Annotated in this window: 18 protein-coding genes; 5 read left to right on the forward strand and 13 right to left on the reverse strand. The window is 62.0% G+C overall.

The features are described 5' to 3' along the window. Nucleotides 1-55: 55 nt before the first annotated feature. The 3 genes from M1E12_RS07925 to M1E12_RS07935 all read right to left on the reverse strand — a co-directional run bounded on the left by M1E12_RS07925 (nucleotide 56) and on the right by M1E12_RS07935 (nucleotide 2,932). Complete coding sequence (locus M1E12_RS07925) at nucleotides 56-976, reverse strand: DMT family transporter (protein WP_479564856.1); 921 nt, start codon at nucleotides 974-976, stop codon at nucleotides 56-58. 145 nt (nucleotides 977-1,121) lie between these two features. Then, a complete protein-coding gene (glnA, locus tag M1E12_RS07930) occupies nucleotides 1,122-2,531 on the reverse strand; it encodes a type I glutamate--ammonia ligase (RefSeq protein WP_113461335.1) in 1,410 nt (469 codons plus the stop codon). 62 nt (nucleotides 2,532-2,593) lie between these two features. Continuing rightward, a complete protein-coding gene (locus M1E12_RS07935; RefSeq protein ID WP_006727717.1) occupies nucleotides 2,594-2,932 on the reverse strand; it encodes a P-II family nitrogen regulator in 339 nt (112 codons plus the stop codon). A 351-nt stretch (nucleotides 2,933-3,283) separates the two neighbouring features. Between M1E12_RS07935 and M1E12_RS07940 the strand changes: the two genes are divergently transcribed. After that, entirely contained in the window at nucleotides 3,284-4,762 is a 1,479-nt protein-coding gene (locus M1E12_RS07940) for an NAD(P)H-hydrate dehydratase (protein ID WP_479564293.1), read from the forward strand. A gap of 9 nt (nucleotides 4,763-4,771) precedes the next feature. Here the strand turns inward: M1E12_RS07940 and M1E12_RS07945 are convergent, their stop codons facing one another. Both M1E12_RS07945 and M1E12_RS07950 read right to left on the reverse strand, forming a co-directional pair. Further along, a complete protein-coding gene (locus tag M1E12_RS07945; protein WP_479564294.1) occupies nucleotides 4,772-6,433 on the reverse strand; it encodes a Na/Pi cotransporter family protein in 1,662 nt (553 codons plus the stop codon). A gap of 149 nt (nucleotides 6,434-6,582) precedes the next feature. Beyond that, nucleotides 6,583-7,386, reverse strand: a complete 804-nt coding sequence (locus M1E12_RS07950; protein WP_479564295.1) for a DUF72 domain-containing protein — start codon at nucleotides 7,384-7,386, stop codon at nucleotides 6,583-6,585. A 65-nt stretch (nucleotides 7,387-7,451) separates the two neighbouring features. Here M1E12_RS07950 and M1E12_RS07955 point away from each other — a divergent pair, with 65 nt between their 5' ends. Together M1E12_RS07955 and M1E12_RS07960 are read left to right on the forward strand one after the other, a co-directional pair. After that, complete coding sequence (locus M1E12_RS07955) at nucleotides 7,452-7,730, forward strand: type II toxin-antitoxin system Phd/YefM family antitoxin (protein WP_479564296.1); 279 nt, start codon at nucleotides 7,452-7,454, stop codon at nucleotides 7,728-7,730. Then, entirely contained in the window at nucleotides 7,727-8,113 is a 387-nt protein-coding gene (locus tag M1E12_RS07960; RefSeq protein ID WP_479564297.1) for a type II toxin-antitoxin system VapC family toxin, read from the forward strand. Before M1E12_RS07955 ends, M1E12_RS07960 begins: the two co-directional genes overlap by 4 nt. Nucleotides 8,114-8,126: 13 nt before the next feature. Here M1E12_RS07960 and uvrA read toward each other — a convergent pair whose 3' ends face one another. Beyond that, nucleotides 8,127-11,048 (reverse strand): excinuclease ABC subunit UvrA, encoded by a 2,922-nt coding sequence (uvrA, locus tag M1E12_RS07965; RefSeq protein WP_479564298.1) that lies wholly within the window; start codon nucleotides 11,046-11,048, stop codon nucleotides 8,127-8,129. A gap of 267 nt (nucleotides 11,049-11,315) precedes the next feature. On the opposite strand from uvrA, the gene M1E12_RS07970 reads away from it, so the two are divergent. Continuing rightward, on the forward strand, nucleotides 11,316-11,855 hold the full coding sequence (locus M1E12_RS07970) for a single-stranded DNA-binding protein (RefSeq protein WP_113377578.1): 540 nt from the start codon (nucleotides 11,316-11,318) through the stop codon (nucleotides 11,853-11,855). 15 nt (nucleotides 11,856-11,870) lie between these two features. Here the strand turns inward: M1E12_RS07970 and M1E12_RS07975 are convergent, their stop codons facing one another. From M1E12_RS07975 to M1E12_RS08000, 6 genes are all read right to left on the reverse strand, one after another. Next, the gene (locus M1E12_RS07975; RefSeq protein WP_479564299.1) at nucleotides 11,871-13,928 is read right to left on the reverse strand and encodes an ATP-binding protein; all 2,058 of its coding nucleotides are present in this window, start codon (nucleotides 13,926-13,928) and stop codon (nucleotides 11,871-11,873) included. Between the two features lie 72 nt (nucleotides 13,929-14,000). Then, a complete protein-coding gene (locus tag M1E12_RS07980; RefSeq protein ID WP_479564300.1) occupies nucleotides 14,001-15,458 on the reverse strand; it encodes a cytochrome P450 in 1,458 nt (485 codons plus the stop codon). Nucleotides 15,459-15,680: 222 nt separating this feature from the next. Next, nucleotides 15,681-16,043 (reverse strand): hypothetical protein, encoded by a 363-nt coding sequence (locus tag M1E12_RS07985; protein WP_479564301.1) that lies wholly within the window; start codon nucleotides 16,041-16,043, stop codon nucleotides 15,681-15,683. Between the two features lie 144 nt (nucleotides 16,044-16,187). After that, nucleotides 16,188-17,612 carry a PRC-barrel domain-containing protein gene (locus M1E12_RS07990; RefSeq protein ID WP_479564302.1) on the reverse strand — a complete coding sequence of 475 codons (1,425 nt, stop codon included), beginning with the start codon at nucleotides 17,610-17,612 and terminating at the stop codon, nucleotides 16,188-16,190. A 356-nt stretch (nucleotides 17,613-17,968) separates the two neighbouring features. After that, nucleotides 17,969-19,246, reverse strand: coding sequence for a DUF2254 domain-containing protein (locus tag M1E12_RS07995; RefSeq protein WP_479564303.1), 1,278 nt, complete (start codon nucleotides 19,244-19,246; stop codon nucleotides 17,969-17,971). Nucleotides 19,247-19,256: 10 nt separating this feature from the next. Next, the gene (locus M1E12_RS08000) at nucleotides 19,257-19,886 is read right to left on the reverse strand and encodes a MarC family protein (RefSeq protein WP_479564304.1); all 630 of its coding nucleotides are present in this window, start codon (nucleotides 19,884-19,886) and stop codon (nucleotides 19,257-19,259) included. A 195-nt stretch (nucleotides 19,887-20,081) separates the two neighbouring features. Here M1E12_RS08000 and gyrA point away from each other — a divergent pair, with 195 nt between their 5' ends. Further along, the gene (gene gyrA, locus M1E12_RS08005; protein WP_479564305.1) at nucleotides 20,082-22,883 is read left to right on the forward strand and encodes a DNA gyrase subunit A; all 2,802 of its coding nucleotides are present in this window, start codon (nucleotides 20,082-20,084) and stop codon (nucleotides 22,881-22,883) included. A 181-nt stretch (nucleotides 22,884-23,064) separates the two neighbouring features. On the opposite strand, the gene M1E12_RS08010 is transcribed toward gyrA, so the two are convergent. Next, nucleotides 23,065-23,199, reverse strand: a complete 135-nt coding sequence (locus M1E12_RS08010; RefSeq protein WP_281281746.1) for a hypothetical protein — start codon at nucleotides 23,197-23,199, stop codon at nucleotides 23,065-23,067. Nucleotides 23,200-23,221 lie beyond the last annotated feature (22 nt).

The raw sequence follows: 23,221 nt of genomic DNA on the forward strand, positions 1-23,221 counted from the left end.
AGAAAGCCCGGCAAAATCAAGGGATGGTGTGTGACACCGTGGCAGCCTGCCACACCTAGCCCGCCTTCCGCCCCGGTGCGGTCGCGAGCATCAAGCCGCCGGTGACCAGAACGATGCCAACGGCGTGGTAACGCTCGAAGTGCTCGCCGAGAAAGACGACGGCCATGAGGATAGACATTGGCGGCATAAGATAGAGCGTCATGCCGGCAATCCCCGGTCCGAAGACCTGGACGGCATGCTGGAAGCAGTAGAAGGCGGCAAGTGATGCAAAGAGGATGATGCCGGCAAGCTTGGCGAATTCCGTCATCGTATCCGGCAGAAGGCCGCCGGACGCCATCTCGACCACGCCCGGTGGGATGAGAACGATCGCACCCGACAGAGCGAGCAGCGCAAACAGTGGCAGAGGTGGCATCTCCCGCACCGAGGGACGCCGCAAGAGCAGCGAATAGGCCGCAAACGCAATTGCCGCCACCAGGATCGCCAGGTCGCCGATGTTGAAGCTCAGCGAAAGCAAAGCCTCGGGATGCCCCTTGAGCACGATCGCCACGACGCCGGAAAAGGCGATCACCATCCCCAGCAGCTCGAGCTTCGTGATCGCCCGCTTCTGAAACAGCCACTGAAACAGGATGATGAAGAGCGACGAGGTCGTGTAGATCAAGGTCGCGTTCGATGCCGTGGTCAGCGTCAGCGCCCAATAGACGACACCGCCACAGATCCCCATGCCAAGGATGCCCAGCGTGAGCCAAAGGGCCGTGTGCTGGCGCACGAAGGATAGGCAAGCCCGCCGTTCCTGCCAGATGAAGGGCGACATCAAGAGCGCTGCCCCCAGCCAGCGCAGCAGTGCCGTCGTGAACGGGCCGACTTCGCCGGTGATGCCGCGGCCGAAGATCAGGTTCGACGAAAAGAACAGGGGCGCCAGGAGAAACAGGATCCAGTCGAACAGGCGCGGGGAGGAGATATTCTGGGAGGCCGCCATCGGAACCGTGACATGAGAAGAAGACGCCACATTGCTAACCCGAGCCTGGGCGGCGAGAAAGCGCAATTCGCGTCGGCGCTTGTCTTCGACCAAGAAAAAACGCCGGCGGATCTCTCCGCCGGCACCTGGATCGAAACCTGATGGATCAGGCCGAGTAGTACATATCGAATTCGACCGGATGCGGGGTCATTTCGAAACGCATGACTTCCTGCATCTTCAGTTCGATGAAGGCATCGATCTGGTCGTCATCGAAGACGCCGCCGGCGGTGAGGAACTTGCGATCCTTGTCGAGGCTCTCCAGCGCTTCACGCAGCGAACCGCAGACGGTCGGGATCTTCTTCAGCTCCTTCGGCGGCAGGTCGTAGAGATCCTTGTCCATGGCCTTGCCCGGATGGATCTTGTTCTTGATGCCGTCGAGGCCGGCCATCAGCATGGCGGCGAAGGCGAGGTAGGGGTTCGCCATCGGGTCCGGGAAGCGGACTTCGACGCGCTTGGCCTTCGGGTTGGTGCCGAAGGGGATTCGGCACGACGCCGAGCGGTTGCGCGCGGAATAGGCGAGCAGAACCGGTGCTTCGTAGCCCGGGACCAGACGCTTGTAGGAGTTGGTCGACGGGTTGGTGAAGGCGTTGATCGCCTTGGCATGCTTGATGATGCCGCCGATATAGTAGAGGCAGCTTTCCGACAGGCCGGCATATTCATCGCCAGCGAAGGTCGGCTTGCCGTCCTTCCAGATCGACTGGTGCACGTGCATGCCCGAGCCGTTGTCGCCGAAGATCGGCTTCGGCATGAAGGTAGCCGTCTTGCCATAGGCATTGGCGACCTGATGCACGACATACTTGTAGATCTGCATCTTGTCGGCGTTGCGCACCAGCGTGTCGAACTTGATGCCGAGTTCGTGCTGGGCAGCTGCCACTTCGTGGTGATGCTTTTCGACGACGACGCCCATTTCGCCGAGAACCGTCAGCATTTCGGAGCGCATGTCCTGCAGGCTGTCGATCGGCGGAACCGGGAAGTAGCCGCCCTTGACGCGCGGACGGTGACCGAGGTTGCCGGTCTCGTAGTCGGTGTCGTCGTTCGACGGCAGTTCGGTCGAATCGAGCTTGAAGCCGGTATTGTACGGGTCCGCCTTATACTTGACGTCGTCGAAGACGAAGAACTCGGCTTCCGGACCGACGAAGACGGTGTCGCCAATGCCCGATGCCTTCAGATAGGCTTCGGCCTTCTTGGCGGTGCCGCGCGGGTCGCGGTTATAGGCTTCGCCAGAGACCGGATCGAGAATGTCGCAGAGGATGACCATCGTCGACTGCGCGAAGAAGGGATCCATGTGCACGGTGGCCGGATCCGGCATCAGCACCATGTCGGACTCGTTGATGGCCTTCCAGCCGGCGATCGAGGAGCCGTCGAACATGACGCCATCGGCGAACATGTCTTCGTCCACACAGGTCACGTCCATCGTCACATGCTGCAACTTGCCCTTGGGATCGGTAAAGCGCAGGTCGACGAACTTGATGTCGTTGTCCTTGATCTGTTTCAGGATATCGTTTGCGGTCGTCATATTTTTTATGTCCTCGCGTGAGCTGACGATTTAAACCCGACCTCCCTTGATGTCGGGTCCGATTAGATGGCGTCGATACCGGTTTCGCCGGTACGAATGCGGACGACTTCTTCGACGTTCGAAACGAAGATTTTGCCGTCGCCGATACGGCCCGTCTGGGCAGCATTGCGGATGGCGTCGATGACGGCCTCCACGTTTTCGTCGGCCAGTACCACTTCGACCTTCACCTTGGGCAGGAAGTCCACGACATATTCGGCGCCACGATAGAGCTCGGTATGGCCCTTCTGACGACCGAAGCCCTTGGCTTCCGTCACGGTGATACCCTGCAAACCGACTTCCTGAAGGGCTTCCTTCACTTCGTCGAGCTTGAAGGGCTTGATGATCGCTTCGATCTTTTTCATGAGAAAATTTCTCTCCGCTTCCTCATTAAAGCAGGATGAGCCCCGCCCGCCGGGCTGGATGCATGGAATGTGCCAATCTTTCGCGAAAATCGTGCGAAATCCTGCGCCTCCTCCGTCCGACCGGGCAAATCTCCAGCAAAATGGCCGGAAAAGCCAGCCCGTTTCGATCAAAATAACGCTTTTGGGCAATCTTTTTTATGCCGGCGGGTGCACGGTAAGCCCTTGTGGTGCTTGCGTTATCTCGAATGAATAAGGCTAATTATAAGGCAATTGCACACGAAGTGAGCATCTGTGACTGCCTAAAATCGTGCATCTTTGCGCAAGGGATGGTTTGTGGTCTAACTTCGATACATGAACCGATCGAACACCGAATTCCTTCTGACACCCCAGGCAATGGGCCGCGTCGATGCCGCCGCCGCGCGCTCGGGCATCGATAGCTACGGCCTGATGCGAAGGGCAGGAGAGGCCGTCGCAGCCTCGGCCCTGCGCCACTATCCGCAGGCCCTGCGTTTCGTGGTCCTGTGCGGTCCGGGCAACAATGGCGGTGACGGTTACGTCGCCGCCGCTGCTCTCGCCCGGAGCGGCGCGCAGGTTGCCCTTTTCAGTCTGGTGGATCTGGCGCTTCTGAAGGGCGACGCCGCGCGGGCAGAGGCGGATTGTGATCTTCCGGTGGCCCCGCTTGACCGTTATGATCCAATGCCCGGCGACGTGGTGATCGACGGTCTCTTCGGTGCAGGCTTGGCAAGGGATATCCCCCATGGAGCGAAATCCGTTGTCGACGCGGTCGGGAAAGCGGGTCTGCCCGTCCTGGCGATCGATCTTCCCTCGGGCATTGACGGTGCGACGGGCGCTGTCCGGGGTGCAGCCTTCAAGGCATGCCATACCGTGACCTTCATGACGCGCAAGCCTGGACACCTGCTGCTTCCCGGTCGCCTCCATTGCGGCGAAGTCGAGGTGTTCGACATCGGTATCCCCCGGCGCATTGTAGAGCATGAGGCGGAAGGGCTCTGGGTCAACGGTCCCGGCATTTGGGCGGGACGCGAGAGAGCCGCCTTAGCGACGGATCACAAATATCGCCGTGGCCATCTGACCGTTTTTTCCGGCCCCGAAACTGCGACAGGTGCGGCGCGCCTCACGGCAGCTGCGGGGTTGAAGGCGGGGGCAGGCCTGGTCACGCTGGCATCCCCCGCCTCGGCCTTGTCCATCAATGCCGGACATCTGACGGCGGTGATACTGACGCGGCTTGATACGGCGCAAGACCTCTCCTCGTGGCTCGAAGACAGCCGCCGCTCGACCTTCGTGCTCGGACCGGGTTTTGGGGATCTCGATCGTGCGCGTCGCTTCGCGCTCATCCTGGGAGAAGCCAGCCGGAGCCTGGTCCTCGATGCCGATGGCATTTCGGCTTTCAAGGACATGGCCGGCGAACTCTCGATTGCCTTTTCCAGCGAAGAGCCCCGGCTCGTCGTGACCCCGCATGAGGGCGAATTCGTTAGGCTCTTTCCGGACATCGCGTCCGAGGAGAAACTTGGGAAGGTCGAGAAGTCGATCGCTGCCGCGCGGGCGATCGGTGGTATCGTTGTCTACAAGGGCGCCGACACCGTCATTGCCGCGCCCGATGGCCGGGCCGCGATCGAAGAGGAGGCTCCGCCCTCCCTGGCGACGGCGGGGTCCGGCGATGTCCTGGCCGGGATCATCGGTGCCAGGATCGCAAACGGCATGCACGCCTTCGAGGCCGCCTGCGCCGGTGTCCACTTGCATGGCCAGGCAGCCTCTAGGGCAGGGCAGGGTATGACCGCGGAAGATCTCGTGGCCCATATCAGGCCAGATTGATAGAACAGCTCATAATTCCGCCGGCTGAACCAGACGGCTGCGTCGCAGCAGGCCTTGACCCTCGAGCAGCGGATAGGCGATCGAGACGAAGAGCGAGTTGATCTCCTTGAGGTCACGCATCGTGTCGATATGCAGCGAGCTCGACTCGAAGCTTGCCGCATTGCCCTGCCGCAGACGCTGCAGATGGCTCTCCTCGCTGGTCTTCACCAGCATCCGGATCGCTTCCTTGCGCGCCACGAGCTGGCGGGCATGCTGGAGATCCCGGGTCACCAGAAGATTGAAGGCGAGATGCGCATTCTGCAGCACCTCGTTGTGCATGGCGCAGAGTTCCGCCCAGCCCTCCGCCGAGAAGGCCACGTTGCGCTCGTTCTTCTTGCGCGCCCGGGTCAGCATGTTCTGCGAGATGATGTCGGCGGCCTGCTCGATCTTGATCGTCGCCCCCAGCAGGTTCTGGCACTGCGCGGCAGAGGCCTGATCCAGCGCGGTTTCCGAGATGCGAGCGAGGTAGAACTTGATGTCCCGATGGATCGTGTCGATCTGGTCGTCCATCGTTTCGATGCGCTGCGTTTTCTTCGGATCCCAGCACTCGAACAGGTCGAAGATCCCGTTCAGCATCACCTCCGTCTTGTCACAGACGGCAAGCACTTCCCGCGTCGCGTTCGAAATCGCCTGCTGCGGGTTCGCAAGATCTGCAATGTTGAGCGCGGAAAGCCGGTCGTCATTGGCCGCGCGCTCATCCGAGCGCGCAAGAAGCCGCTCAAGGGTCGCGGCGACGAGGCCCGCAAAGGGCAACCCTAGAACCAGAACCGCACCGTTCAGTGCCAGATGGGCAAGAACGACGGAATCGCCGGGTTGCGTCGAGAAGACAGTCGGGCTCACCGCAAAGGCGAACTGAGCCGCGAGCGCGATCAGCGTCATCAGGCCACGGATCACGACATTGCCGAGCGGCACGATCCGCGCATTGGCCTCGGCATTCTTGGTCAGAAGGGCTGCAATGATCGCCGCGCCGAAATTGATGCCGAGCACCAGCGGAATGATCAGCGCATCCGGCAGCAGGTGTTTGTCCGCCAGCGAGGCCACGAGCAGCACGGCCGCCACACTGGAATGGAAAGCCCAGGCAAGAAGGGCTGCGAGCGCAAACGCCGAAATCCAGTCGCTGGCGAGGTAATTGAAGAGCACCGGCAGGATGCGGCTTTCGCGAAGCGGCTCCGATGCCTCGCCGATGAGGCGGAGCGACAGGAGAAGCAGCCCGAGCCCGAAGAGGATCCGGCCGAGCTGCCGCCAGCCACGTGCTTCCGAGGCGCGAAAAGCAACCGTGCCCGCAAGCAGCAGCACCGGAACCAGCAGGGAGAGATCGTAGCGCAGAATCCGAACGACGAAGGCGGAGCCGAAATCGGCCCCGAGCAGCGTCGCCACGCCGATTGCGGGCAGCACATAGCCGGCCGCCGAAAAGGAGGCCACGATCAGGGCGACGGCGGTCGCACTCTGCAGCGCCACGGCGAAGAGAAAGCCGGCAAAGGCAGCGGAGAACCGGTTGTCCACCGCATGGCGCAGCTTGTCCTTCAACACGCCGCCATAGGCCCGCTCGATCCCGGTGCGAACCATGCGGGTCGCCCAGAGGAGCAGCGCGACGGCGCCAGCCAGATGAATGAAAACGGCGATGCCCGACATGGAAGTGCCCCGAACTCCTGAACTCTGGACGCGCACGTCCAAAGAGGGAAGCATGCCGGTCCAGAATGCGGTCGCGACCGCGACTCTGCGACCGAGCCTAGTCCAGTTTCGCCAATGTCACAAATTGGTGAGCGTCAGCGCCAAGCAGATCACCCGACGCGTTCCTGCAGCTCGACAGCGCCTCGCGGGGCATTGACCTTGCCGCCCGAGATGAAGAAGGCGAAGACGTCGTGCGGTTTCTGCTCGGCCGGGCTTTCCTTCGCGACCAGCGGCAGATCGTCAGGAACACCGCCGGCGGCATAGGTTTTCAGCCGCTTCGCCCATGCATCGATCTCCTTCGGCGGATAGCAGGTCGGCGTTTCGTCGTCGCCCTTTTGCAGGCGGGCATAGACGAAGTCTGCCGTTGGGTCTGCAAACATCGGATAGTCGTGATGATCGGCACAGACGGCTGCCACACCATGCCGGCGCAGCATGTCGATGAATTCCGGCACCTGGAAGCTCTCATGCCGTGGCTCGACCACATGCCGAAGCGGCAGCCCGTTCAACGTCTTCGGCAAGAGCTCGAGGAAGGCCTCGAAGTCCTGCGGCTCGAACTTCTTCGTCCCCATGAACTGCCAGAGGATCGGCCCCAGGTGCGGCCCGAGCTCCTCGATACCCTGATGCACGAACTTCTCGATCGAAGGCCCGGCCTCCGCCAGGATCTTGCGATTGGTACAAAACCGGCTGGCCTTGAGCGAGAAGACGAAATTCTCCGGCACGTCCGATGCCCATTTCGCAAACGTCGCCGGCTTCTGGCTGGAATAATAGGTGCCGTTCACTTCAATCGCCGTCAGCTGCCGGCTGGCATATTCCAACTGGCGCTTCTTCGGCAGATCGGATGGATAGAAACTGTCGTCCCACGGATCGAAGCTCCAGCCGCCGATGCCCGTGCGGATCGTGCCTGATTTGGTCATGAAATACCTCCCATTGAAGTTAGCTAGGGGATTAGCTAATATAAAAATCAGCCCGGGAGCGCGCGATGACGGTCGTCACCATTCACAAGGCCAAGACGGAACTCTCTAAACTGCTCGCCCGCGTCGAAGCCGGCGAAGAAATCATCATTGCGCGCGGTGACGAGCCGATTGCGAAACTCGTGCCTCTTGCCTCGCTGGAGACACGAAACCCGCAGCGAAAGCCAGGCGCATTGGCGCACTTGCAAGGAACGCTTCCGCCCAAGCTTTTTCTTGAGCCGATGTCCGAGGACGAGCTTGAGGCATGGGAAGGGAAGTACTCGTTTCCTGGTGACAACGGTCAATGAGATACCTGCTCGACACGCTCACGCTGGTCTGGTGGTTGATCAATGATATACGTCTCAGCAGCCCGGCCCGGGTGACGCTTGCCGATGGCGACAACGAGGTTTACGTGAGCGCAGTCTCGGCTTTCGAGATGGCGACGAAACATCGTCTGGGAAAATGGCCCGAAGCAGGTCCTGTCTGTGACAACTTCAATAATCTCGTCATAAACGAACGTTTCACCTTCCTCCCTGTCGAAACCTCGCATGCCCTGCATGCTGGGCGATTGATTGTTGATCACAAAGATCCGTTCGATCGTTTGCTTGCTGCCCAGTCCATCCTCGAAGGCCTCGTTCTACTCAGTGCTGACGAGGCCTTCGACAGCTTCGGCGTCCGACGTCTTTGGTAGCCGCTGCGGCGGATCACTCCGCCGCCTGCACCTTCTTCACAGGTCGCCGTTCCAGAAGCTCCTTGAGGAACTGTCCGGTATAGGACGCCTCGACCTTCACCACCTCTTCCGGCGTACCCTGGGCGACGATCTGGCCGCCGCCATCGCCGCCTTCGGGGCCGAAGTCGAGGATGTAGTCGGCGGTCTTGATGACCTCGAGATTGTGCTCGATGACCACGACGCTGTTGCCCTGGTTCACCAGTTCCTGCAGCATTTCCAGGAGCTTGGCGACGTCGTGGAAATGCAGGCCGGTGGTCGGCTCATCCAGAATGTAGAGTGTGCGGCCCGTCGAGCGCTTCGACAGCTCCTTGGCGAGCTTGACGCGCTGCGCTTCGCCACCCGACAGCGTATTGGCCTGCTGGCCGACCTTGATATAGCCGAGACCGACGTCATAGAGCGCCTGCAGCTTGTCGCGCACCGCCGGCACCGCCTGGAAGAACTCCACACCTTCCTCGACCGTCATGTCGAGCACGTCGGCGATCGACTTGCCCTTGAAGGTGACGTCCAGCGTCTCGCGGTTGTAGCGTTTGCCGTGGCAGACGTCGCAGGTGACATAGACGTCAGGCAGGAAGTGCATCTCGATCTTGATCACGCCATCGCCCTGGCAGGCTTCGCAACGGCCGCCCTTGACGTTGAAAGAGAAGCGCCCGGCCTGATAGCCACGCGCCTTAGCCTCCGGCAGACCGGTGAACCAGTCGCGGATCGGCGTGAAGGCGCCGGTATAGGTCGCCGGGTTGGACCGCGGCGTGCGCCCGATCGGCGACTGATCGATATCGATCACCTTGTCGATGAATTCGAAACCGTCGATGCGCTCGTGTTCGGCCGGATTTTCCCGCGCGCCCATGACGCGACGGGCTGCCGCCTTGTAGAGCGTCTCGATCAGGAAGGTCGACTTGCCGCCACCCGAAACGCCGGTCACTGCCGTGAACACCCCGAGCGGGATCGAGGCGGTCACGTTCTTCAGATTGTTGCCCTTGGCGCCGACCACCTTGATCTGCTGGCCCTTCTTCGGCTTGCGCCGCTGGGCGGGAACGCTGACACCCAATTCGCCGGTCAGGTATTTGCCCGTCAGCGACTTCGGATTGGCCATGATGTCCTGCGGCGAGCCTTGCGCGATCACCTGGCCGCCATGAATGCCGGCCGCCGGACCGATGTCGACGACGTAGTCGGCCGTCAGGATTGCATCCTCGTCATGCTCGACGACGATCACGGTATTGCCGATGTCTCGCAGGTGCTTCAGCGTATCGAGAAGCCGGGCATTGTCGCGCTGATGCAGGCCGATCGACGGCTCGTCGAGCACATAGAGAACGCCTGTCAGACCCGAACCGATCTGTGACGCCAGACGAATGCGCTGGCTTTCGCCGCCCGACAGGGTTCCGGAATTGCGCGACATCGAGAGATAGTCGAGACCGACATCGTTGAGGAAGCGCAGTCGTTCCCGGATCTCCTTCAAGATGCGGACCGCGATCTCGTTCTGTTTGTCGGTGAGCGTGGCCGGCAGATCCTCGAACCAGGCACCCGCATTGCGGATCGCCATGTCGGTCACCTGGCCGATATGCAAGCCATTGATCTTCACCGCCAGCGCCTCCGGCTTCAGGCGGAAGCCGTTGCACGCCGGGCAGGGGGCGGCGGACATGAAGCGCTCGATTTCCTCGCGCGCCCAGGCGCTGTCGGTCTCCTTCCAGCGCCGCTCTAGGTTCGGAACGATGCCTTCGAAGGTCTTGGTCGTGGTATAGGAGCGCGCACCGTCGGCATAATGGAAGTCGATCTTCTCTTCGGTGCCGTGCAGGATCGCCTTCTGCGCGGCCTCCGACAGATCGGACCATTTCGATGTCAGCTTGAAGCCGAAGGCCTTGCCGAGGGCTTCGAGCGTCTGATTGTAATAGGGCGAGCTCGACTTGGCCCAGGGCGCAATCGCGCCGTCATTCAGCTTGCGGTTGGCCTCGGGCACGATCAGTGCCTCGTCGATCTTCTGCTGGCTGCCGAGACCGTCGCAGGTCGGGCAGGCGCCGAAGGGGTTGTTGAAGGAGAAAAGCCGCGGCTCGATTTCTGGAATGGTGAAGCCGGAAACCGGGCAGGCGAACTTCTCCGAGAACAGCACGCGCTCATGCGTTTCGTTCAAAGACTTGTTGGCCGAACCGCCAGCCGCGGTTTCCTCCGGCGGCAGCGGCTTGTCGGCATATTCGGCAACAGCCAAACCGTCGGCGAGACGCAGGCAGGTTTCCAGACTGTCGGCCAGGCGGCTTGCAATGTCGGGGCGCACCACCACGCGGTCGACCACCACGTCGATGTCATGCTTGTATTTCTTGTCGAGCGTCGGTGCCTCGGCGATCTCGTAGAACTGCCCGTCGATCTTGACGCGCTGGAACCCCTTCTTCATCAGCTCGGCGAGTTCCTTCTTGTACTCGCCCTTGCGGCCGCGGATCATCGGCGCGAGGATATAGAGGCGCGTGCCTTCCTCGAGCGCCAGGATCCGGTCGACCATCTGGCTCACCGTCTGGCTCTCGATCGGCAGGCCCGTCGCCGGCGAATAGGGAATGCCGACGCGCGCAAACAGGAGACGCATGTAGTCGTAGATTTCGGTGACAGTACCGACCGTCGAGCGCGGGTTCCGCGAAGTCGTCTTCTGCTCGATCGAGATCGCCGGCGACAGACCCTCGATCTGATCAACGTCCGGCTTCTGCATCATCTCGAGAAACTGGCGCGCATAGGCCGAAAGGCTCTCGACGTAACGCCGCTGACCCTCGGCATAGATCGTGTCGAAGGCGAGCGACGACTTGCCCGAGCCGGAAAGCCCGGTCATCACGATCAGGCTGTTGCGCGGCAGATCGAGGTCGATGCCCTTGAGATTGTGCTCGCGCGCGCCACGGATGGAAATGGTCTTGAGTTCGCTCATGTCAGGCTCTGATCGGCAAAGGGAAGGGACTGTTCCTGGGAGAACTGTCCTTATGTAGTGAACGCGGCCCTTGAGTCGAGGCACAAGGCGCAACCGTTGTGGAATTTCGATTATGTTGACAGGATCATAGAGAAATACTAGAACAAATAAAGAACATTTTCGCTGTGGATTTAAGCCGGTCATCGCCCAATCGCTGCAGCGGATGGGATAAGGTGGCATTTGATTGGAATTTGAACGCCGCGGCGGCGCGGCAGTAAGGTGAGTGTCATGGCTGGTAGCGTCAACAAGGTCATTCTGATCGGCAATCTCGGAGCCGATCCCGAAATCCGCCGGACCCAGGACGGCCGACCGATCGCCAACCTGCGCATCGCGACGTCTGAAAGCTGGCGCGACAAGAACAGCGGCGAGCGCAAGGAAAAGACCGAATGGCATCAGGTCGTCATCTTCAACGAGGGTCTCTGCAAGGTCGCCGAACAGTATCTGAAGAAGGGCTCGACGGTTTATGTCGAGGGCCAGCTGCAGACCCGCAAGTGGCAGGACCAGAACGGCAATGACCGTTACTCCACCGAAGTGGTGCTGCAGGGCTTCAACGGCAATCTGACCATGCTCGGCGGTCGCGGTGATGGCGGCGGCGCCTCGCGCGGCGGCAACGACTTCGGTGGCGACAGCTACGGCGGCGGCGGTTACGACGGCGGCTACGGCTCGCCGGCTCCCTCGCGCGGCGGCTCCTCCGGCGGTGCAAGCCGCGGCGGCAGCGCTCCGTCCGGCGGCTTCTCGCGCGATCTCGACGACGACATCCCGTTCTGAGGCTGCCGTCAGACCTTACGGATCGAGGCCCGGTTTCGCCGGGCCTTTGTCGTTCTGGATCAGCCAGTCGACGACCCGTTCGAGGCCTCTGTTGAGCTGATAGCGATAGGTGTTGAACGGCAGTCCCAATTCCTCGGCGACCAGTTCCTGGGGCGCCCCGGGTTCGATCCAGGTCTTGCGCAAAGCCATCATGAAGCGGGCGTCGCGCGGATCTGACGAAAGAGCGTCGATCGCGGTAAGGAGGTGTCGGCGCAGAGCATCGGCCGAGGCGTAGACGGGCGCAGCGCCAGTGTTCGATTGGCAGAGAAGCCTGTTCTGAAGAAGCCTGTCGTCACGTCGAAAATTCTTGAGGGCCTGCCGGACGCCTTCGGTCAACTGCTCCCTCGCAAGCATGCTGTTTACAGAGCGCTCGGAAAGGCCATGCCAGAGCGGGTTCGGCTCTTCGCGCCAGTTGCGTCTGTAAGTGCCGATCGCCCCGCCCTCGAATTCCATTTCGGCGCTTTCCAGCCTCTGATGCCAGTGGAACCGCGACATCGAGTGGAAGAGGGGGGCGAGCCTGTCGGGCTCCGGACTGCAGACCGCACTCCACACCAGCCGCGGTTCCGTCGACCAGAGAAGTGCTGCTGCATGCGAAGCGTGATCGAAGCTGGGATTGGGGATCGCGTAGCTGGCCTCGTGCAGGCAGAGCCGGAAGGCGAGCGCCAGATCGCCGTCGACCGGCTTGGCCTCCAGTTCGGCGATGTGCCGCAGACGGGTGGCGAGAGGGTCGATATCGCCGTCGCTGTCGCGGACCTTTAGAAGATCGAGCAGCAGCCAGAAGCCTTCGACGTCTCCAGTCTGCGCCCGCACGACGGAAAACCCTTCCGGTTGCTGGTCGAGCCAGTGGCCGGCAATCTCGGCGTGCTGCGTCCCCAGCGCCTGCCGCGTCATGGAGATGATGACATCGCGCAGGCTTGGATCGTAGCGGTCGACATACTGGCTGGTGAAACTGTCCCAGTCGAGGAAGCGCCCAAGCGTCGTCGTCTTGGCGAGAAAGACGAAGTCCCGGCTAAGCGCCCGCCGCCCGGCAGACCCGTGCCGCACCATCGCCCGATGCACATGCATCATCAGTCGCAAGCGCAGGTCTTCGGTTTCTTCCGGGCGGGGGGCGAGACAAAGCGCCTGCAGTGCATCGCGGGCCAAATCATGGGGGACAAGTCCTGTCATGCTCTGCTCGACAAACGGCAGGGACGACAGCCACTGATAAAGCGTCCCGGCATCGCGGTCGCTGCAGATGGCCGCGAGCATCTCACGGTCGACGATCCGCGCCGAGGCCAGGATCTGCAAGGCGGTGCGATGCCGATGGCTCGGAAGGTCCTCGAGCAAATAGCCGATCAGAGATGTCATGACCCGCTTTTGCTCGCCGGCCATGTCGAGCGGCAGAGCAGCGCCACGGCGCAAGTGCTCCACCCCCAGCGCCAGCACCAGCGGGTTTCCCGCGCTAACCCTGTAAAGCGGCTCGGTTAGTGCAGCGTCGAGACCTTGAGCGACCAGCAGAGCACGTGCCTTGTCGACCGAGAGGCCGGGCAGAGCAATCTCCGTCATCATCTGGTGCCAGCCGATATCTCGCAGCACCGCACGTGACGGCGGCAGACGGCTGGCGAGCAGCACGATACTGTCCTCGGGCAAGGTGGGAATGAACTGATCGAAAAGCCAAAACTCGAGCGAGGCCAGCCGTTCCAGGGTATCGATGACCACCAGCAGCCTGTCATTCCCCAAACGCGAATGCGCTTCGCGCTGGGAAGACATAGCGTCTTCGATCCCGGCCGGTGTCGGTTCGAGATCGCGGGCATCGATCCTGATCGTGCAAAACATCCTTGCCTCGGGGAGGCGCAGGCAGGCATCGAGAAAGGTTGTCTTGCCCATGCCGCCCGGTCCGTGCACGAAGCCGATCTGCCGGTCGGCCTCGCCGGAGAGCATGGCCCGGACGATCTCGATCTCCCGCTCTCGACCGACGAAGCGCGCTTCCCGCAATCTCGAAAGCTTGTCGCGAATGGTCCCCAGTGTCTCTCCTCCCTCCGACAGGCGGCTCATGTTAGCAAACTTGCCGCAATCGGCCAGTGCGGTCTGGTTTGAGCGTCCATGGCCCAATGGGCAGGCACCGCTCTACATCCGAAGAGTGCCCGTCCTCGTTTGGCCCCGCGGGATCAGTCGGACCGGCAAGCTCTTCGGGCCCATGGTGAAGGCTTGCACCTCTTCAATCCGGTCTGCGGCTACGGCAAGTTCGAGCTTGAATTGACGAAGCAGCATGGAAAGGACGAGCTTGATCTCCAACATCGCCAGGTTGCGCCCAGGGCAGACCCGAGGACCGGCACCGAATTGCAGGAAGGCGCGCGCATCATGCGCGCGGCGTGGTCCGCGCTCGTCTGCCTGTGCCAACCAGCGCTGGGGCTGAAAGTTCAACGGATCGGCGAAGTGGTCGGCATCAAGCAAGGACGGCCGGTTGAGGAAAAACAGCATGGTGTCGCGAGGAATTACAAGATCGCCGAGAACCATGTCGCGCTGCGCGACGAAAGACTGGAACGGCACGACGGGCTTGAGCCGCAGCGCTTCCTTGCCGCAGGCCTCGGCAAGCGCGAGCGTCCGGATCTCTTCCATCGTTGAGACGGGCCCTTCACTGGAATTTGCCGCCATCGACTCCGCATGGAGGCGATCTTGCAGGCTCTGGTCCTGCGCGATGTAGTAGAGGGCCCAGGCGATTGTATGGGCCGTCGTGTCTTCGCCAGCGAGAAGCAGTGTCAGCACATTGGCCGAGACACGCGGGAGATCAGTCTCTCCACCGTCCTGCGCACCGAGGATCAGCGCCTCCAGGAGATTGTCGGGTGGGACATCGGCGTCCCGCTCAGCAAGCCTCTGCTCTGCCTCGGCGATCAAGGTTTCGATATGGCGCTTCACCCGTTCGAGGGCGGCGTCGGCGCGACGCTCCGACGGCGGCTTGACGTAGTGCCAGTAGGGAAAGGGGCTCATGACCCGCTTCATGAAAACCGGAAGGATCTCTGCGATCGCAGCCTGGATGCTATGTCCGTCGCCCTCGATCGTTCGCGGATCCTGGCCGAAGGCGAGCGCTGAGGTGACATCCACGGTGAAGCGCATGAGCTCCCGTCCGAGATCGATGATCTCACCCGCACGCGCCATCCGCGCAAGCTTGCAGAGGAGCCGTTCGGCAATTTCCGAAATGACTGGCAGGAAGCGAGGCAGATGGGCCGGGAAAAAAGCCTCGGCGGTGCGGCGCCGCTGCATCGCCCAATCGGCTCCTTCAGCAGCAAACACCCCCTCGAACCCCATTTCCCGAGCAACCGGTAGGATGCGCCTGCCCCGCGTAAAACCCGCGGGGCGATCCTGGAGGACATCGCGGGCGAGGCGGCTGTCGGTGAACACGACGACCCTCTCTCGCCCTAGTCGAATGGTGTAGGCAGGGCCGAGTTCTTTCGCCCAGGCCTCGAAAGTGATGTGTGCCTTGAGCGGATCGATACGATGCAGATGCCCGATCAGCGGCAGCCCCGCGGGTGAGGGGAGGTCGGACAAAGACCGTGCCGAATGAGTGTGTAGTCTGTTGATTGCCATGGTGCAGGGCCTTCCGTTCATGACCCAAAGCCTTCACCGATCTTGCTTGCTGCACCAGACAGGAAACTGCCGAATCTCTGCCGAAAAACAGGCAGCGCCCCGTCCGGCGGCTTCTCTCGCGATCTCGACGACGACATCCCGTTCTGAGCGCCGAAGATCACGACACAAGCAAACGGCGGCCGATTGGCCGCCGTTCTTCTTTGTCGATCTGGGAGGATGCGATTACGGGGTCGTGCTTTCTGTCGAGCCGCTCTCGGAAGAGCTGGAACCCGAAGTGCCGGATCCCGACTGGCCGCTCATGCCGGAACCACGCATCGGCGGGTCGATGACCATGAGGACCGTATTGCCCTCTTCGGTCTGTGCCTGCACCAGATAGGATGCATCCAGGATCTGGACATTGCTGAAGCCCGCGCCTTCGAGCTGGCTCTGGAGCTTCTGCTGCGTGACAGCCGAGGGCTGGCCGGACTGCGATGACGTGGTGGTCGTGGTATCGGTCGAAGAACTGTCCTGTGCATCGCTGCTGGACTGGGCATGTGCCGGTGCGGCAAACAGGCCGAGGGCGAGGGCGGTAGCAACATATTTCATGGTGTTTTCCTTCCTGATTTTGGGGTGTGAGGTTATGACTGCCATCATGCTGCGGCAGCCGATGTCGCTCCTTGGCGGAGCGGAGATGCCGGCCCGGCATGGTCATGCCGGGCGGTCATTCCGACGGTCAGCCGGAATTGAGCGTCAGCCCTCGTTGATCCGATCGTAATCGAAGGGGGTGAGGGTGACGGAGTCGTCACGGGAATAAGGCAGGTCGTAGTAGCGGCTGCCCGGAGCCCAACCGTAGCCATAGCCGTAGAACGGATAGGCATAGCGGCCTCGCGTGCCGTAACCGGCATCCCGGTTGACGATCGCCGCGGCGACCTTGTCGTTCTGGAAGACGATATCCTCGACATAGCCATAGCCGAGGCGACTTCCGGGAGCCATGGCGTTTCGACCCTGAGCGTCACCAGTGGTGGCAGCCGCCTGTTCGTTCTGCGTTGTCGCAGCGGCATTGTTCTGGGCGTCACCCGTTTCCATGCCGGCCTGCGCGCCGCGAATGCGTGCGATGTCACCGATCAGTTCCGAAGCGCGCCAGACACGCGGTCCGAGTTCCTCGTCATCGAGCCCGCTGGCGACATTCTCGGACAGGCTGCCGGTCGTCAGCTCGTTGATGACGCTGAAATCATCGGCATTGTCCTCGGTCACGGGGATCGTGAGGGTCCGGTCCTCGCGGAACGACACCTGGTCCCAGGGAACGCTCACATGCGTGTCGCCGATGTCCCAGAGACCGCCGACTTCGGCCACGAGCGCCACGAGATCACCATTGGCACCGATGATCAGGTCCTCGACGTCACCGATCTCTTCGCCACCCGATCCGTAGACCGTGCGTCCGAACAGGGCCTCGGCCGTCCAGCCGTTGTCATAGAGCGTGTCCGTGTCCCAGTCCCGCAGCGGGATGATCTCGCCGACTCGAAGCTCGCCGTCGTTCTGGGCGCGATTGCTAGCGGATGCCTGCTGCTGGCCGGTTTGCGTGGTCGTGTTGTCGACAGTGTCCCGCTGCGTCGAAGCGGTTTCCGTCTGATCGGGCGCCACGACGGCGATCACGGAGACGACGGCGTCGACTTCGGCCTGATCGAGCGATCCATCGCGGTTCCTGTCGCCGACGGTGTTCACCCCGGCCTGGAACTCCTCTCGCGTCAGATAACCATCCTCGGCGCCCTGCCAGTTTCCGCGCAGGTCCGTGTCGGACAGCGCTGCCCGAAGCTCGGTTTCAGAGATGCGGTCATCCGAGTCTTCATCGATTTCCGAGAACTCCGGGCGTTCGCTGCTGAACCAGTTGCCCCAGTTGTTTTCGAACGCTGCCTGATCGAGTTCACCGGATTCGCCGCTCCAATTCTGGTGCAGGCCCTGTGAAAACTCGCCGTCATCCAGGCGGTCATTGTTGTTGGCATCCCAGCGGGAAAATGCCGATGCGCTCAGTTGGTCGACCTTACCGGTCTGGGCGGATGCGTTCTGCGATGCTTGATCGCCGACCTGCGATGCCTGAGTGTCCGGTGCAGTCGAGTTGGCCATTGCCGGCGCGCCGGCGGCCAGGATAAGCGCGAGTGCCGTGTGCGAGGTCTTCATGGAGAACTCCTTTCAGGTTGGTGGCGAGCACGGATGTGCGGCAGCCAGGCGCCTCTCGAGCTCCCGTCCTCGCCGAATGAAATGGTTCGTTCCTGGTGGCTCGACGTCGCCGCAAAATGCGGCGTCGCATGTGGGGCTACACTTGAGCGCAGCCCGGAGCTTTCGATGATCCGTGTCGGAAGTCTTCGACAGTGCCGTCATCACGGAACACCGGGCTAACCCGAGAGCGCCGCCACTGTTCCGTAGAAATGTCGATTTTGCGGCGAAAAAGTGAGCTTCTTCAACAGCTTCATCTGCAGCAACCGGCGGCCGAGCAAGGCGCGACTGCGCTGCTTGTCCAATAATGTTGGCTGCGATCAGTTGTTTCCGGGGTCGCCGCGCAGACGCTGCAGATCGGCGTCGCTCAGCGCCTTCTCGGCCCGCGAAAGGGCCAGCGCCGACTGATGGGCGGCGGCAGCGCGAAAATCAGTGTCGCCCAGACGCGCGAGAGCGGCCAGACTTTTCTGCAAACGCAGCTGAACCTCCACCTGCTGCGCCCCGTCGCGCGCCACTGTCATGAACGCGTCCTCGAAAAGATCCTCGGCAGTCAATGCAGGAATATAGACGCGGGAAAACTGCGGATCTTGATCCTGGATCGGCTCCGCCCAGCGTGTGAGGAGCCGCGTTGCGCGGCCGATGATGTCGATGGCTGTGCCCGGGTCGTTGACGGCAGGCGACAACGCACGCTGGCCGGTCTCGCTCAGGACAACCAGACCGAAGCGCGGGTCCTGATCGAAATTGCGCTCAGGGCCAATGGTGACCGCGCCCCGCAGCGTGTCCTCGGGTAAGGGCATGTCCTCGCTCTTCTCGACGGGCGGCGCATCGATATAGGCGATCACGCTGTCCCGATAGACGAAGGCGCCGGGGTTGATGACCATATAGATCTCGCCGTCGATCCGGTCGGCAAGCGCCGACAGCGCCTGCATGTCGAGATGCTGCACATACCCAATGGTATTGGCCTCGACAGGCTTCATGCCCTCGAACCGCGTGCGCGCGCTCTCCACCAGCGGCCGTCCGCCGAGATAGGGATTGTTGCGCCGCGCCTCGATCGCGCGCTCTGCCGCGTGCTCGATCCGGCTCGCCGTCTCGCCGACGCGCCCGAGTTTCGTCAGGTGATCGATCCAGCGCAGCAGCTGGAAGACGATGAGCGCGATGACGCCAATCGTCACCACGAAGAGGATGACGCGCCCCTGATCGCCATAGGCGCCGGTCTGCAGCACCACGATGCCGACGATCCCGTAGAGAAATGAGCCGACGAAGGTCGACAGCACGTTCTGCGTTAGCGGGTCCTCGATGAGAAGCTTGGTTGCCCGCGGTGTCACATTGCTGGTCGCCGAGCCATAGGCCGAGGTCATGGCGCTCAGCGAAAACGTGGTGACCGCCAGCATGCTGGAGGCGATGATGTTCAGGATGGTGTCGACCGAATCCGCCTTCATCGTGCCAGGGATATCGAAAGGCACGAAGCGCTCGGCGACGGTCGCGAGAACGGCAGCCAGAACGCCGATCGCACCGATCGCACTCGCCCGGACCCAAAGCCGCCGACTGAATTGCCTGAGAATAAATCGCCAGCGGCTGAAAACGGCGTCTTGGGACATCGGTGGCTCCTCAGCCCGCGAAGGCGGACTTCACACCGTCAACGACGAACTGGACCGAAAGTGCCGCAAGAAGCACCCCGAGCAGGCGCGTCAGCAGCGCCCGACCGGTCACGCCGAGGAAGCGATTGAGCCTTTCGGCAAGATAGAGCGAGGCAAAGACGAGGCCCAGCACGATGGCAATCACGGCGATCAGCTGCAGCTTGTCGACCCATCCGTCCATCGTGCCCGAAATGAGCACCGTCGCCGAAATCGCGCCGGGACCGGCAATCAGCGGGATGGCAAGCGGGAAGACGGCGAGGTTGTGGATGTGGTCCTTGGTGATCGCGTCGCCGGTCGTCTTTTCCTTACGCTCATTGCGTTTCTCAAAGATCATCTCGAAGGCGATGGCAAACAGCATCAACCCGCCGGCGATGCGGAAGGCGCCCATGGAAATGCCGAGCGCGCCGAGAATGCTGGCGCCAAACAGAGCAAAGACGGTGAGGATCGCAAAGCCCATCACCGACCCGCGCACGGCGACCTGCTGGCGCTGCGCCCGCGTCATGCCCTGGGTCAGGCCGAGAAAGAGCGGCGCAAGCCCGGGCGGGTCGACGGTGACCAGCAGGGTGGTGAAGGCGCTGATCATCGTATCGGACATGGCCATGGCGTCGTTTTCTCCTGTGCAGGCGCCCATAAAGCCGAAGCGCTGGTGGCCTTGCAAGCTTTTGCCCCAAGATATTGAGGAAAATGCCTTTCCGCAGCCGCAAAAGCCTGTTTATAACCGGGTGCAAAATTGGCGCTCCCGCGCCTGTTCCGCTATAAATTCCGCAGTGATTCCGAACAGAGATCGTGACCTGATTTGACTGAGCAAAGCACTCCCGGCGGCGGCAAGTTTCCGTCCGACATCGAGCCGATTTCCATCATGGAGGAAATGCAGCGGTCGTATCTCGATTACGCGATGAGCGTGATCGTGAGCCGCGCGCTGCCTGACGTGCGCGACGGCCTGAAGCCGGTGCATCGCCGCATCCTCTACGGCATGAACGAGCTGGGGCTCGACTGGAATAAGAAATACGTCAAGAGCGCCCGCGTCACCGGTGACGTCATGGGTAAGTATCACCCCCATGGTGATGCCGCGATCTATGACGCGCTGGCGCGTATGGCGCAGCCCTGGTCGCTGCGCATGCCGCTCATCGACGGTCAGGGCAATTTCGGTTCCGTCGACGGTGACCCGCCGGCAGCCCAGCGTTACACGGAATGCCGTCTCCAGAAGGTCTCGCACGCACTGCTCGACGACCTCGACAAGGAAACGGTCGACTTCCGCGACAACTATGACGGCACCATGTCGGAGCCGGTGGTCGTTCCCGCCAAGTTCCCGAACCTGCTGGTCAACGGCGCCGGCGGTATCGCGGTCGGTATGGCGACCAACATTCCGCCGCACAATCTGACCGAAGTTCTCGACGGCTGCACCGCACTCATCGACAACCCGGCCATCGAGCTGCCGGAACTCATGCAGATCATCCCGGGCCCGGACTTCCCGACCGGCGCCATGATCCTCGGCCGCTCGGGCATCAAGTCGGCCTATGAGACGGGCAGGGGCTCGGTCGTCATGCGTGGCGTTGCCCGCGTCGAGCCGATGCGCGGCGACCGCGAACAGATCATCATCACCGAGATCCCCTATCAGGTGAACAAGGCGACGATGATCGAGAAGATGGCCGAACTCGTGCGCGAAAAGCGCATCGAAGGCATCTCCGATCTGCGTGACGAATCCGACCGCGACGGTTACCGCGTGGTAATCGAGCTGAAGCGCGACGCCAATGCCGACGTCATCCTGAACCAGCTTTACCGTTACACGCCGCTGCAGACCTCCTTCGGCTGCAACATGGTGGCACTGAACGGTGGCAAGCCCGAACAGCTGACGCTGCTCGACATGCTCAGAGCCTTCGTCGCCTTCCGCGAGGACGTCGTCAGCCGCCGCACGAAATACCTGCTGCGCAAGGCGCGCGAGCGCGCGCATGTCTTGGTCGGTCTGGCGATTGCCGTCGCTAATATCGACGAAGTGATCGCGCTGATCCGCAATGCGCCGGATCCGGCAACCGCCCGCGAGCAGTTGATGACGCGCCGCTGGCCGGCCAAGGACGTCGAGGCGCTGATCCGCCTGATCGACGATCCGCGTCACCGCATCAATGACGACCTGACCTACAACCTGTCGGAAGAGCAGGCGCGCGCGATCCTCGAGCTGCGCCTCGCCCGCCTGACGGCCCTGGGTCGCGATGAAATCGACGAGGAACTGAACAAGATCGGTGCCGAAATCGCCGATTACCTCGACATCCTCTCGTCGCGCGTCCGCATTCAGACGATCGTCAAGGACGAGTTCGCCGCGATCCGCGACGAATTCGGCACCCCGCGCCGCACCCAGATCGTCGACGGCGGTCCTGACATGGACGACGAGGACCTGATCGCCCGCGAAGAAATGGTCGTGACCGTTTCCCATGCCGGCTATATCAAGCGCGTGCCGCTGACGACCTATCGTGCCCAGCGTCGTGGCGGCAAGGGCCGCTCCGGCATGGCGATGAAGGACGAGGATTTCGCAACCCGTCTCTTCGTTGCCAACACGCACACGCCGGTTCTGTTCTTCTCCTCGCGCGGCATCGTCTACAAGGAAAAGGTCTGGCGTCTGCCGATCGGCACCCCGACCTCGCGCGGCAAGGCCATGATCAACATGTTCCCGCTGGAGCCCGGCGAGCGCATCACCTCGATCATGCCGCTGCCCGAGGACGAGACGAGCTGGGAAAACCTGGACGTCATGTTCTCGACGACCCGGGGCACGGTCCGCCGCAACAAGCTGTCGGATTTCATCCAGGTCAACCGCAACGGCAAGATCGCGATGAAGCTCGAGGAAGAAGGCGACCAGATCCTCGGCGTCGAGACCTGCACCGATCGCGACGACGTGCTCCTGACGACGGCGCTTGGCCAGGCCATCCGCTTCCCGGTCGATGAAGTCCGCGTCTTTGCCGGCCGCAACTCGATCGGCGTGCGTGGCATGACCATGGCCGAGGGCGACCGCCTGATCTCGATGACGATCCTCGCCCATGTCGATGCTGAACCGTGGCAACGCGCCGCCTATCTCAAGCGCTCGGCCGCCGAACGCCGCGCCATGGGCGTCGATGAGGAAGATATCGCTCTGGTCGGCGAAGATGTGGGTGCGGAAGGCGAGCTGCCGGAAGACCTGTATCAGGAGCTGAAGGCCCGCGAACAGTTCGTCCTCACCGTCTCTGAAAAGGGCTTCGGCAAGCGCTCCTCGTCCTACGACTTCCGCACATCGGGCCGTGGCGGCAAGGGCATCCGCGCCACCGACACCTCTAAGACCGCAGAGATCGGCGAACTCGTCGCTGCCTTCCCGGTCGAGGACAAGGACCAGCTGATGCTGGTGTCCGACGGTGGTCAGCTGATCCGCGTTCCCGTCGACGGCATCCGTATTGCGAGCCGCGCGACGAAGGGCGTGACGATCTTCTCGACGGCCAAGGACGAAAAGGTTGTGTCCGTCGAACGCATCAGCGAGCCTGAAAACGATGAGGAAGTGGTGGAAGCCGTCGAAGGCGCAGAAGGTGAGGGGACTGCATCCCCGGCACCCGAGGCCGATGGTGACGCTGCAACGGAATGATCTGGGGCTGCCTCAGGGGCAGCCTCGAACATCGAGTGATCCAAACGAAAAGCCCGCCGGACATTGTCCGCGCGGGCTTTTTGCTGGAGGTCTGCATCAAGTTCGATGTGGTCTTGTAGTGGCGGTCTTGATTGGGGCCGGCGTGTGGATCCACCGACTGTGACCGCCTTTAAAAGGGGTCTCAGAATGCCTTGCGGCGTTCCATCATGGCCCGGAAATCGTCGTTTTCGCGCTTGAGCGCCGTGATCGTCGAAGCGACCGAGGCAACGAACATGCCGCTGATGAGAGCAGCCAGAACCGACAGGGTGATAAACATGGCTTTTCCTTTCTTTCTCAGC

The sequence above is a fragment of the Rhizobium sp. K33 genome, from assembly GCF_056501445.1.

What these genes read in the sequence shown, in the direction of transcription:
- M1E12_RS08010 (WP_281281746.1), bottom strand. Translation starts at nt 23,199, where the DNA reads ATGTTTATCACCCTGTCGGTTCTGGCTGCTCTCATCAGCGGCATGTTC.
- M1E12_RS07990 (WP_479564302.1), bottom strand. Translation starts at nt 17,612, where the DNA reads ATGAAGACCTCGCACACGGCACTCGCGCTTATCCTGGCCGCCGGCGCG.
- M1E12_RS07935 (WP_006727717.1), bottom strand. Translation starts at nt 2,932, where the DNA reads ATGAAAAAGATCGAAGCGATCATCAAGCCCTTCAAGCTCGACGAAGTG.
- M1E12_RS07975 (WP_479564299.1), bottom strand. Translation starts at nt 13,928, where the DNA reads ATGAGCCGCCTGTCGGAGGGAGGAGAGACACTGGGGACCATTCGCGAC.
- M1E12_RS07995 (WP_479564303.1), bottom strand. Translation starts at nt 19,246, where the DNA reads ATGTCCCAAGACGCCGTTTTCAGCCGCTGGCGATTTATTCTCAGGCAA.
- M1E12_RS07945 (WP_479564294.1), bottom strand. Translation starts at nt 6,433, where the DNA reads ATGTCGGGCATCGCCGTTTTCATTCATCTGGCTGGCGCCGTCGCGCTG.
- M1E12_RS07940 (WP_479564293.1), top strand. Translation starts at nt 3,284, where the DNA reads ATGAACCGATCGAACACCGAATTCCTTCTGACACCCCAGGCAATGGGC.
- M1E12_RS07985 (WP_479564301.1), bottom strand. Translation starts at nt 16,043, where the DNA reads ATGAAATATGTTGCTACCGCCCTCGCCCTCGGCCTGTTTGCCGCACCG.
- M1E12_RS07955 (WP_479564296.1), top strand. Translation starts at nt 7,452, where the DNA reads ATGACGGTCGTCACCATTCACAAGGCCAAGACGGAACTCTCTAAACTG.
- glnA (WP_113461335.1), bottom strand. Translation starts at nt 2,531, where the DNA reads ATGACGACCGCAAACGATATCCTGAAACAGATCAAGGACAACGACATC.
- uvrA (WP_479564298.1), bottom strand. Translation starts at nt 11,048, where the DNA reads ATGAGCGAACTCAAGACCATTTCCATCCGTGGCGCGCGCGAGCACAAT.
- M1E12_RS08000 (WP_479564304.1), bottom strand. Translation starts at nt 19,886, where the DNA reads ATGGCCATGTCCGATACGATGATCAGCGCCTTCACCACCCTGCTGGTC.
- M1E12_RS07960 (WP_479564297.1), top strand. Translation starts at nt 7,727, where the DNA reads ATGAGATACCTGCTCGACACGCTCACGCTGGTCTGGTGGTTGATCAAT.
- M1E12_RS07950 (WP_479564295.1), bottom strand. Translation starts at nt 7,386, where the DNA reads ATGACCAAATCAGGCACGATCCGCACGGGCATCGGCGGCTGGAGCTTC.
- M1E12_RS07925 (WP_479564856.1), bottom strand. Translation starts at nt 976, where the DNA reads ATGGCGGCCTCCCAGAATATCTCCTCCCCGCGCCTGTTCGACTGGATC.
- M1E12_RS07970 (WP_113377578.1), top strand. Translation starts at nt 11,316, where the DNA reads ATGGCTGGTAGCGTCAACAAGGTCATTCTGATCGGCAATCTCGGAGCC.
- M1E12_RS07980 (WP_479564300.1), bottom strand. Translation starts at nt 15,458, where the DNA reads ATGGCAATCAACAGACTACACACTCATTCGGCACGGTCTTTGTCCGAC.